Annotated in this window: 3 protein-coding genes; all 3 read left to right on the plus strand. The window is 66.4% G+C overall.

Annotation, left to right across the window (positions count from 1 at the left end):
• The first annotated feature begins 568 nt into the window (after positions 1-568).
• The 3 genes from F792_RS0112720 to F792_RS14735 all read left to right on the plus strand — a co-directional run bounded on the left by F792_RS0112720 (position 569) and on the right by F792_RS14735 (position 12,186).
• On the plus strand, positions 569-9,211 hold the full coding sequence (locus F792_RS0112720; RefSeq protein ID WP_018169925.1) for a GH36-type glycosyl hydrolase domain-containing protein: 8,643 nt from the start codon (positions 569-571) through the stop codon (positions 9,209-9,211).
• 408 nt (positions 9,212-9,619) lie between these two features.
• Entirely contained in the window at positions 9,620-11,389 is a 1,770-nt protein-coding gene (locus F792_RS0112725) for an EAL domain-containing protein (protein WP_018169926.1), read from the plus strand.
• Positions 11,390-12,027: 638 nt separating this feature from the next.
• On the plus strand, positions 12,028-12,186 hold the full coding sequence (locus tag F792_RS14735) for a DUF3309 family protein (RefSeq protein WP_018145506.1): 159 nt from the start codon (positions 12,028-12,030) through the stop codon (positions 12,184-12,186).
• Positions 12,187-12,254 lie beyond the last annotated feature (68 nt).

Genomic DNA, 12,254 nt, shown 5'->3' on the forward strand with positions numbered 1-12,254 from the left:
TAAACCGCACCTCCAGCGGGTCGCCGATCGGATGCGGGGCCAGACGAAGAAGGCGCCACGTCAGGCATGTGGGTCGCGCGGTCGAAACCACTTCTTCTCCTTTGCCAAATGCGGCGCTGACCAATGCATCAAGTCCATCTCCTGCCCAAACGCCATAGCCTTCAGCACCTGAGAGCACTCTCCCGCACCCACTATTCGGGAAACCCCTCTTCCCCCAGCCGTGCTGCGCTCCCCGCCCCTGGATCCCCCCCCCCAGAGGCGGGGTGACTTCTTGCCGGGTCCAGGCCTGATCCGACCGCTCCAACCGAGCCCCTCACGCCATCCGTGTCCCCTGCCCAGGCTGGCGGCCTCGACTTCCCGCTGGATCACGTTTGACGCCAGGCAACCGTGCGCTGGCGAACATACGGCGCTGACGCAAGGTGCAAGACTGAAGTCGTTGCCTACGACGGGGTAGGCCAGCCCGGCCCTGACCCACCTGCGTCCGGACAAGGAGAAGGTCATCGACATCAAGGCGTTCGGATCTTCCTCGCGTACGCGCGAGGCGCTTCGCCACGACCGCGACACCGAGTTGCTGCGTTCGGAGCTTCTGAGCGTCGAGCAGCTCAAGCGGCATGCGGTCACGCTGGCCGAGCAGCACCGTATCGATCCCCGCCCCGGACCGGACCGGCTGCTGCCGCGCCTGGCGGACAATGAACGGGTCCTGATCGCGGCCTACGACGTCATCACCGCGACCCGTGCCGAAGTACCGGGCCAGCGAATCGTGCCGGACGAGGCGTGGCTGCTCGACAACTTCTACCTGATCGAGCAGCAGATCGCGATGGCACGACGGCATCTGCCGGACGGCTACAGCCGGCAGCTGCCGCACCTGGCCGATGGCCCCTCGGCGGGCTTCCCGCGCATCTACGACCTGGCGCTGGGACTGATCTCGCACATGGATGGGCGGGTCGATCGCGACAACGCCACCGAGATGATCGCTGCCTATCAAACCGTCGAGCCCCTGAAACTCGGTGAGCTGTGGGCGTTCCCGATCATGCTCCAGCTGGCCTTGCTGGAGAACCTGCGCCGCGTCGGGGTGCGCATCGCCCAGCGTCGCGTGGAACGTGACGCGGCCATCACCTGGGCGGACCGCATGCTCGCGGCCGCCGAACGCGAACCCGCGCAGCTGATCCAGTTGCTGGCCGAGTTTGCCAGTGCCGATGTGCCGCTGACGGCGCCGTTTGTGGAGGAGTTCTACGGCCGGCTCCAGGCGCAGGGGCCGTCCATGGCCTTCGTGCAGACCTGGGTCGAGCAACGGTTGCAGGAACAGGGGGTCACCACTACCGGGTTGTCCGAGGCGTATGGACGCACGGCGGCAGCCAACCAGATTTCCATCGCCAACTGCATCGGCAGCCTGCGGTTCATCTCCTCGATGGACTGGAAGCAGTATGTCGAGTCACTCAGCGTAGTGGAACGGATCCTGAGCGAGGATCCAATGGGCAGCTACGCCGGCCAGGACTTCGCGACCCGCGACCGGTATCGCCACGTCATTGAGGAAGTGGCGCGCCACAGCGGCCGCAGCGAACCGACCGTCGCGCACGAAGCCATTGGTCTGGCGCAAGCGGCAGCCACACACCAGAACCCCCGCGACCGCAATGCGCATGTGGGCTACTACCTGGTCGACCGGGGACGTCCGGACCTGGAGCAGGCAGTGGGCTATCGGCCCTCGTGGAGATCCCGCATCCGCGGGGTGTTCCGGGAACACAGCCTGCCCCTGTATCTGGGGCCCATTGGGTTGCTCACGCTCCTCATCGCAGGGGGTGCGGCAGCCCTTGGGGGCTTCTTCGGCGCCGGTTCCGGGTGGAACTGGCTGCTTGCGCTTCCGCTCTTGATCGCCGCCTCGGCGCTGGCGATCGCCCTGGTGAACCTGCTGTACACGCGCGTTCTGCCACCACGGGCCTTGCCCCGCATGGATTTTTCCCACGGGATTCCCGACCGCCACCGCACCATGGTGGTCGTACCCACCCTCCTGGGAAGTCCGCAGGACGTCGATGATCTGCTCGAAGCCATGGAGATCCGCTATCTCGGGAATCGCGATCCCAACCTGTTTTTCGCCCTGCTGACGGACTTCCGCGACGCGCCCGAACAAACCATGCCCGGGGATGAGGCCCTGCTCGCCCATGCGCGCAGTGCAGTCGAACAACTCAACCAGACCTACAGCGACGACCGCCCCTGCATCTTTTACTTGTTCCACCGGCCCCGGGTGTGGAATCCGTTCGAACAGATATGGATGGGCCATGAGCGCAAGCGCGGCAAGCTGGAGCAGTTCAATGCGCGGCTGCGAGGCGAAGCCCTGACCGCCTTCTCCGATCTTGTTGGCGATCCGTCCGTGCTCGCTTCGATCCAGTACGTCATCACCCTGGATACCGATACACAGCTACCGCGCGACGCCGCCCGCGCCCTGATCGGCAATCTGGCGCATCCGCTCAACCGCCCGGTCTACGACCCCGACAAGGGTCGCGTGGTGGAGGGCTATGCGATCCTCCAGCCCCGCGCGATGATCAGCCTGACCAGCGCCGAGCAGTCGCACTTCAGCCGGTTGTTTGCCGGTGAGTCCGGCCTCGACCCGTATACCCGTGAAGTGTCGGACGTCTACCAGGATGTCTTCTGCGAAGGCTCGTTTATTGGCAAGGGCATCTACGACGTGGATGCGTTCCGCCAGGCCGTCGACGGACGCTTCCCGGAGAACCTGATCCTCAGTCACGACCTGCTCGAAAGCGGGTATGCGCGGTCGGCCCTGGTGACCGATATCGAACTGATCGAGGAACACCCGGCCAGTGTTGCCATCGAGGCCAGTCGGCGCCACCGCTGGATACGGGGCGACTGGCAACTGGCAGGCTGGCTGCGCCCGCGGGTACCGGGGCCGCCCGGCCCGGACGGATCCATGGGACCGCGCCAGCCGAACCCCCTCTCGGCCCTGTCGCGCTGGAAACTGTTCGACAACCTGCGGCGCAGCCTGGTCGCGCCCGCGCTGGTGCTCCTGCTTGCAGGGGGCTGGCTGCTGGGACCAGCGTGGCTGTGGACCCTGCTGGTCGTGGCCGTGGTGCTCCTGCCCACCCTGCTGTCCAGCATCATCGAGCTGATCGACAAGCCAACCGGACGCGACTGGGCGCCACACTTGAACCTGACCGGACGGTCGACCGGCCGGCCGCTGCTGCTTGCCCTGCTGACCCTGGCCTTCCTGCCCTACGACGCGCGGATCAGCGTGGGTGCGATCCTGCACTCGGGCATCCGCATGCTGTACACGCGCAGCGGTCTGCTGCTGTGGTACCTGCCATCGTACGCGCGCCGCAACGCCCGCCAGACGCCGGCCGGTTTTTTCCGGGAGATGGCGAGCGCACCCGGTCTTGCCGTCGTGCTGGGCGTGCTACTGGCCCTAACCGGCAGCCCGGCGGCGGTCTGGCTTGCCGCCGCCCCGATCCTGCTGCTGTGGCTGGTCTCGCCGGTGATCGGCTGGTGGATCAGCCGGCCGCTGAGCGTTTCCACTCCGGACCTGAGCGCCGATCAGCGGGCCTTCCTGCGGGCCGTGGCCCGACGTACCTGGCGCTACTTCCTGGACTTCGTCGGCCCCGAAGATCACTGGCTCCCACCCGACAATTTTCAGGAATCCCCCGCCTCGGCCATCGCCACGCGGACCTCGCCGACCAACATGGGCATGGCGCTACTGGCCGATCTGGCGGCGGTCGATTTCGGCTATCTCACGACCGGGGAATGCCTGGAACGCATCGGCAACACCCTGGGCTCGATGGAGCAGCTGGAACGCTATCGCGGGCATTTCTACAACTGGTACGACACCCGCACGCTGCAACCCCTCCAGCCGCAATACGTATCGTCGGTGGACAGCGGTAACCTGGCCGGCAGCCTGCTGACCCTGCAAGCCGGCCTGGAGGAACTGAAGCACCAACCGATACTGACCGCGAACGCGTGGCAGGGCCTACAGGACACCCTGGAGGTGCTCGCCGAACACTTGCCCCCTGCTTCCGCGCCCGAGTTGACGAAAACCGTCGGCCGGCTGCAGGAGACCCTGCGCACCCTGATGCTGAACGCCCCCCCGCAAACCCTGGAGGCCGCCACCCGTGCACTCGGCGAGCTTCACCGACTCGGAGGCATGCTCCTCGAGGAGCCGTCGCCAGGTACCGAAATCGACCCTGAACTGGATGCCTGGACGCAGGCATTCCAGCGCCAGGCCAAGGCCCTCCAGGAAGAGTTCGCGCGGCTGGTTCCCGCCACGTGGCCGGACAACGGCCTCCCGACGCGGGCGGAACTGGCCCGGGCGGATACTGGAGGTGGCGGGGCCCGGGCGCAGATCGACCGCATCGATGACCTGATCGGGCGTTGCAGCGCACTGGCGACGATGGATTTCGAGTTTCTCTACGACGCGCCGCGCGACCTGCTGGCCATCGGCTATGACGTCACCGAACGGCGGCGTGACCCATCGTGCTACGACCTGCTGGCATCGGAAGCCCGCCTGGCCAGTTTCCTGCTCATCGCGCAGGGACAGGTGCCGCAGAAACACTGGTTCACGCTCGGCCGCCTGCTGACTCGCCATGGAGGCGACATCAGCCTGATCTCGTGGAGCGGCTCCATGTTCGAGTACCTGATGCCGCAGCTCATCATGCCGAGCTACACCAATACCCTGCTGGACCAGACCGGCAAGGCGGCCGTGGCACGCCAGATCGAATACGGCCGTCAACGGGCAGTGCCCTGGGGTATATCCGAGTCCTGTTACAGCGCCACGGATCTCCATCAGGTGTACCAGTACCGCGCCTTCGGCGTGCCCGGCCTCGGCCTGAAGCGGGGGCTGGGCGATGACCTGGTGATCGCACCCTACGCCAGCGCCCTGGCCCTCACCGTGGCACCGCAGGACGCCTGCCGTAACCTCCAGAACCTGGCGGATCAGGGATTCCTCGGCGCCTACGGGTTCTACGAGGCGATCGACTATACGGCGACCCGGGTGCCGCACGGCAATCCGCATGCCGTTGTGCGCTCCTTCATGGCGCATCACCAGGGCATGAGCCTGCTCGCCTTTGCCCATGTCCTGCTCGATCAGCCAATGCAGCGCCGTTTCATGTCCGATCCGCTGGTGCGGGCGACCGAATTGCTGCTCCAGGAACGGGTGCCAAAGAAGGGCGCCACCGTGCACCCGCACGCCGCGGAGGTCAGTGCCGCCGCTCGACCCTCCGGCGCGGACACCGGTTCGATCATGCGCATGTTCACCGACCCGGACACGCCGATGCCCGAGGTTCATCTGCTGTCGAACGGTCGTTACCACGTCGTGGCGACACATGCCGGCGGCAGCGCCAGCCGCTGGCGCGACCTCGCCGTCACCCGCTGGCGCGAGGATGCCACCACCGATGGCTGGGGCACGTTCATCTACCTGCGCGACCGCGACAGCGGCACCTACTGGTCGACAGCCCACCAGCCCACCCTGCGCCCCGCCGACCACTACGAGGCAATCTTCGTCCAGGGGCGGGCGGAATACCGCCGCCGCGACCACGCGATCGAGGCCCACACCGAGATCTGTGTCTCGCCCGAGGACGATGTCGAGATCCGCCGCGTCACCCTCACCAACCAGTCGTCCAGTACCCGCCACATCGAGGTAACCAGCTACGCGGAGGTGGTGCTGGCGCCGTTGAACAACGACCTCGCGCACCGCTCGTTCAGCAATCTGTTCGTGCAGACCGAGATCCTGCCGGAGCGCCAGGCGATCCTCTGCACGCGGCGCCCACGCACGCCGGGCGAACAAGTGCCCTGGATGTTCCACCTGATGGCGGCCCCGGGTGCGACAACCGACGAACCCTCCTACGAGACCGACCGTGCCCGCTTCATCGGCCGCGGGCGCAGCGCAGCCAACCCGCTGGTGCTCGACAACCCGGACAGCGAGGCGACCCTTTCCAATACGGATGGGCCGGTGCTGGACCCCGTGGTCGCGATACGCCGCACCCTGACCCTGGCGCCCGACGAGTCGGCCAGCGTGCAGATCATCTCCGGGGCCGTGGACACCCGCGAGACCGCACTGGCCCTGCTGGAAAAGTATTGCGACCGCTACTTTGTCGAGCGGGCATTCGAGATGGCCTGGTTCCAGAGCCAGGAGGTGCTGCGCCACATCAATGCCACCGAAGTCGATGCCCAGCTCTTCGGCCGCCTGGCCAGTTCCGTCGTCTACGGCAACGCCCTGCGCCGCACCAAGCCCGCCACCATCGCGCGCAACCGGCTGGGCCAGTCCGGGCTGTGGCGCTTCGGCATCTCGGGGGACCTGCCCATTGTCCTGTTGCACATCCGCAACCTGGATCGCATCGGCCTGGTCAGGCAGATCCTGCAGGCCCACACCTACTGGCGTCTGAAGGGCCTGGCCGCGGACCTGGTGATCGTGAACGAGGACTTCTCCGGCTACCGCGCCCTGCTCCAGGATCAAATCATGGGGCTGATCCACGCCGGACCCGAGGCGCAGGTCGTCGACCACCCCGGCGGGGTCTTCGTGCGGCGTGCCGAAGAACTGACCGAGGACGAACGGGTCCTGCTGCAGACGGTGGCGCGGATCGTCTTCAGCGACACGGCCAAGACCCTGAGCGAAGAGATGGACCGGAGGCTGTCGGCCAAGTCGCTGGATCGGCGGGTCTCGAACAAGGGACGATCGGTGGATCGGCGCCGCTCGAAGCCGGGCCGATCGGTGGACCGGCGCGTGACCGCAACGCGTGCCTCCGATCTGCTGGAACCCGCCAAGCCTGCCACCCCCGAAGCGGTTCATCCGCTGGCGTCACGCGAGCGGGTATTCAGCAACGGGCTGGGCGGCTTCACCCCCGACGGGCATGAATACGTGGTCACCCTGGAGCCCGGCCAGACGACCCCGGCGCCGTGGGTCAACGTCATCGCCAGCCCCCACATTGGCACGGTCGTCAGCGAGAGCGGCAGTGCCTACACCTGGGTCGAGAACGCGCACGAGTTCCGCCTCACCACCTGGCACAACGATCCGCTCTCCGACGCCAGCGGCGAGGCCTTCTACATCCGCGACGAGGAGACCGGGATGTTCTGGTCACCCACGCCGCTGCCAGCCCGCGGCCAATCCGGCTACGTATGCCGGCACGGGTTTGGCTACAGCGTGTTCGAGCACGCCGAATCGGAGATCGCCTCGGAGCTGCATACCTACGTCGCCATGGACGCTCCGGTGAAGATCGTACGGGTCAAACTGAGCAACACATCGCAGCGGCCACGCAGCCTGTCGCTGACCGGGTATTGGGAACTGGTGCTCGGCGAGTGGCGGCACGCGAACATGATGCACATCGTCACCGAAGTCGATGCGCAAACCGGGGCGCTGCTGGCCCGCAATGCCTACGGCCGCGAATGCGCCAACCGGGTGGTGTTTGCCCATGTCGGCGGACGCGAGCGCTGGATCAGCGGGAGTCGCAACGAATTCATTGGCCGCAACCGCTCGCTGGCCAGCCCGGAGGCGATGCGCCGTAAGCGGCTGTCCGGCAAGACCGGGCCCGGCCTCGACCCGTGCGCCGCGCTCCAGACCCGGATCGAACTGGCTGCAGGAGAGGAACAAGAGATCGTGTTCGTCTTCGGTGCGGCCGCCAACGCCGACGAGGCGCGCCAGTACATCCAGCGATTCGGCGGACGCGCCGGCGCGCGCCACGCACTCGAAGCGGTCTGGGAGTTCTGGAATCACACGCTGGGCGCGGTGCATGTGGACACCCCCGACCCCGCCCTGAACGTGCTGGCCAACGGCTGGCTGGTGTATCAGACGATATCGTGCCGGCTGTGGGGCCGCAGCGGCTATTACCAGTCCGGCGGTGCCTACGGGTTCCGGGATCAGTTGCAGGACACCATGGCGCTCGTCCATGCCACGCCCTGGCTGGCCCGCGAACAGCTGCTTCGCTGTGCCGGACGCCAGTTCCCGCAGGGCGACGTGCAGCACTGGTGGCACCCGCCCAACGGCCAGGGCGTGCGCACCCGGTTCTCCGACGACTACCTGTGGCTGCCCTATGCCGCCTGTCGCTACGTGGCAGCCACCGGGGACACCGGCGTGCTCGACGAGTCCATCGCGTTCCTGGAGGGCCGCGAACTCCATGCGGACGAGGAGGCCTATTACGACCAGCCGCAGACCTCGTCGGAATCGGCCAGCCTCTATGAACACTGCGTGCGCGCCCTTCGGCACGGGCTGCGTTTCGGCGAGCACCACCTGCCGCTGATGGGTTGCGGCGACTGGAACGACGGCATGAACCTGGTCGGCAACGAGGGCAAGGGCGAGAGCGTATGGCTCGCGTGGTTCCTGTTCGAGAATCTCGAGCAATTCGCCGACCTCGCGCGCAACCACGGCGACGCGGACTTTGCCGAGTTGTGCACCGCGCAGGCCGAAGCGCTTCGCGACAACATCGAAGCCGAAGCCTGGGACGGTGCCTGGTACCGGCGCGCCTGGTTCGACAATGGGACTCCGCTGGGTTCGTCCAGCAACGAGGAGTGCCAGATCGATTCGATCAGCCAGAGCTGGGCGATCCTCTCCGCGGGTGGCGACCCGCTGCGCGCCCGCCAGGCAATGGCGGCGGTGGACACGCGCCTGGTGCGACGCGACGCGCGGATCATCCAGCTGCTCGACCCGCCCTTCGACCACTCCGACCTGGAACCGGGGTACATCAAGGGCTACATCCCCGGTGTGCGCGAGAACGGCGGCCAGTACACCCATGCCGCGATCTGGACCACGATGGCATTCGCCAGGATGGGCGACACGGAACGCGCCTGGGAGTTCTTCGCCATGCTCAATCCCATCCACCAGGGCAGCACCCCGGAGGCGATCGAACGCTACCGGGTCGAGCCCTACGTGATGTGCGCGGATATCTACGGCGCCCCACCGCACACCGGCCGCGGCGGCTGGACCTGGTACACCGGGGCGGCCGGCTGGATGTACCGGCTGACGGTCGAGACCCTGCTGGGCCTGCACCTGGAGGCCGACCATCTGCGCATCACGCCCCGCATCCCTGCGGACTGGGACGCCTACCGCATCCACTACCGCTACCGCGAGACGGTCTACCACATCACCATCCGGCCGACCGCGGAACGCGAAGGTCAGGCGACCCGCATGACCGTGGACGGTGTCGAGTGCCCGGATTCACGCATCCCATTGGTGGACGACCACCAGGAGCATCATGTCGAACTCCATCTCGTTACAAAGGCGTGATCGCGCCCACACCAACCAGCGACCGATGCCGCATGGCCCACACGGCCCGGCCCATCGGCCCGGAGGGATGGCACCGCCCATTGAACCGGCCGCGTGTTCGCTAGCGCACAGACCCCCTGGAGGGTCGGTGCCAGGGTTGGGCATGAGCGTTCGACCCCGCGCGGACACCGCGCCGCCCTGCCATCTGCATGCGTCCGGTCGAATCGTTTGTGATGAATCTTTACACCTGGTGGTACACGCAGACGGCCACGAGGCGTGCCGAACCCCGAATGCGACAGGGACGATACCATGAGGCTTGAGTACCAGATGAGGGATGAGTACCAGACCAAGAACGCATTGCGGCGCGCGGCGGAGGCCCGCCTCGCAAGGGTCGCTTCCCGGGAGCCCCCCGAATCGACCCAGGCGCTCGTGCACGAACTCCGGGTTAACCAGATCGAACTGGAGATGCAGAACGAGACCCTGCGTCAGGCCCAGCATGAACTGGAGGAATCGCGTAACCGCTATGTCGATCTCTTCGAATCCGCCCCGGTGGCCTATGTCATCCTTGCGCCCGATGGCCGGTTGACCGACGCTAATCAGCTCGCCACCCGGCTCCTGGGCCTCACCCAGGCACAGTTGCTTGAACATTCCTTCGACCAGTTCATCGCTTCCTGCGACCGGGAGCGGTGGCAGGAACGGGCCGCGGCCGTGTGGGCGGGCCGCCTCGACGCACCCCAGGAGCACGAACTTCTACTCCAGAATGCGGAGGGCTCACAGTTCCCGGCCCAACTGCAATGCGGCGTGCTGGACCGCTCCCACACCGGGACCACCATGCGCATCGCGTTCTTCGACATCACTGAGCGCGCCGAGGCCGCGGCAGAGATCCACCGGCTGGCCTATTTCGATGCGCTGACCGGCCTTCCCAACCGTCGGCTCCTACTGGACCGCCTGGCCCAGACGCTGGCGGCATCCGAGCGCAAGGGCCTCTACGGCGCGATCGTGTTTCTCGACCTCGACGATTTCAAGGTGCTCAATGATACCCGGGGTCACGACGCCGGCGATCGGCTCCTCGCCGAGTTGGGACAGCGCCTGCGTGCCGGGCTGCGCGAAGGCGATACCGTGGCGCGCATGGGCGGAGACGAATTCGTGGTCATCCTGGATGGCCTGGGGCCGACGCGGGACAGCGCCGCCCTGCTCGCCCAGAGCGTTGGCGAGAAACTGCGTCAAAGCATTGCCGAGCCCGTCAATCTCGGCGACTTCGCGTTCCACTGCACGACCAGTATCGGCGTGCGCCTGTTCGGTCCGGGCGAAGCCGAAGAAGAATTGCTCCAGCATGCCGATCTGGCCCTGTACCGGGCGAAATCGGCCGGACGTAACCGGGTAATCTTCTTTGACCCGTCCATGCAGGCAGTGCTGGATGCCCGGGGCATCCTGGAGGACGCACTGGGCCAGGCGCTAAGCAAGGGACAGCTCGAACTGCACTACCAACCCCGGTTCGATGGAACACGGCGCGTGGTGGGGGCCGAGTCGCTGCTCCGCTGGCGACACCCGAAACACGGATTGATGGCGCCTGGCGCCTTCCTCGGGATGGCCGCGCAGACGGGTCTGATCCTGCCCATCGGACGCTGGGTGCTGGAGATCGCCTGCGCCCAGCTCGCCGCCTGGGCGCAGGATCCCACTACCCGCGAACTTACCCTGGCGGTCAATATCAGTGCGCTGGAGTTCCGGCAGGCCGATTTCATCGATCAGGTCCGCCAGGCACTGGAGTCCACTGGCGCCAATCCGGAAAAGCTGACCCTGGAGCTGACCGAGGGCGCGACCCTCGACAGCAGTGAAGCGACCATCGCACGGTCGTGCCAGCTTATGGACCTTGGCGTTCGCTTGTCGGTGGATGACTTCGGACGGGGGTGGTCGTCCCTGTCTCGCCTTACACGGCTGAGGCTGCAGGAAATCAAGATCGACCGATCGCTGGTGGCCAACATGGGTCAACCGGGCAATGACGCCACCCTGGTTTCGGCCATCCTCGCCCTGTCCAAGAGCCTGGGGCTCGCGACCGTTGCCGAAGGCGTGGAAACCGAGGCACAGCGCCGTCTCCTCGCCGATCAGGATTGCGATACCTTCCAGGGTTTCCTGTTCAGCGCGCCACTGCCACTGGATGATTTTCAGCGGCTATTGCGCAAGGCAGGGCCGCGCCCTTAGCCGTTGCGGTGAGCAGTGCTCGTCGAGGTTCTGTTCCGCATTTTCTGTCGCAGCCGTTCCTGCCCGCTCCAGATTCTCGCAAGGGCACTCCTGGAGAAGGTAGTGCCATCGCCCCCCTCTGCGCAGGTACCCATGCGGTCGAGGGCGTCACCGGCGGCGTTTCCGAGCTCGTTGGCGGTCATGATCTCTCCTGTCTCCGGACTGAAAGCGAGTTCCACAGCGCGGACGGCCCGTCTCGTCCAGGCTCCCCCGAGTAGAAAACCGACAGCCCGCTACCCGGGCTGACCCGACTTAGGGAAACGCTACCGAACAAGAATGCCATCCCCCCGGGGACGACTCTGTTCGCCGCCGAACAAAATACCCTTCCGTGCACTGCCCCTCCGATCGCCCACCGGCCCAGGCGTGGTCTACCCGCCCCTTGGTCCACACGGGTTGGGTGGCCCACGCGCCGGGTGAACTCAAGCCCGCACGCCTGCTCGCCGGCCCCGCCTTACTGCCTGGCCTTTCTCGCTTCGGGGAAGACCCGCGATGTGTGCGGGATCGTACAGACAGCCCATCGGGCACGCGCCAGACTTTCTCACAGGTGCTGGTCAAGAAGACCCGGCCACAAAACGGCCCACAACACTGAGGGAAACGCCATGACACTGGGAACCATTCTGCTCATCGTCCTTGTCCTGCTGTTGATCGGCGTGATCCCGACGTGGCCGCACAGCCGGAACTGGGGCTATGCCCCGGGCGGGGTAATCGGCGTGGTGCTGATCATCCTTCTCATCCTGCTACTCACCGGCCGGATCTAGTCCCGATCGTTACTGCCGACGGACATGCCGCCACCGACACCCCGAAGCCCAGGCAGCACCAGACCGAC

This window comes from Thioalkalivibrio sp. ALMg9 (assembly GCF_000380625.1).
Taxonomy (GTDB): Bacteria; Pseudomonadota; Gammaproteobacteria; order Ectothiorhodospirales; family Ectothiorhodospiraceae; genus Thioalkalivibrio; species Thioalkalivibrio versutus.

Coding starts and splice junctions, on each gene's coding strand:
- F792_RS14735 (WP_018145506.1), top strand. CDS start 12,028: ATGACACTGGGAACCATTCTGCTCATCGTCCTTGTCCTGCTGTTGATC.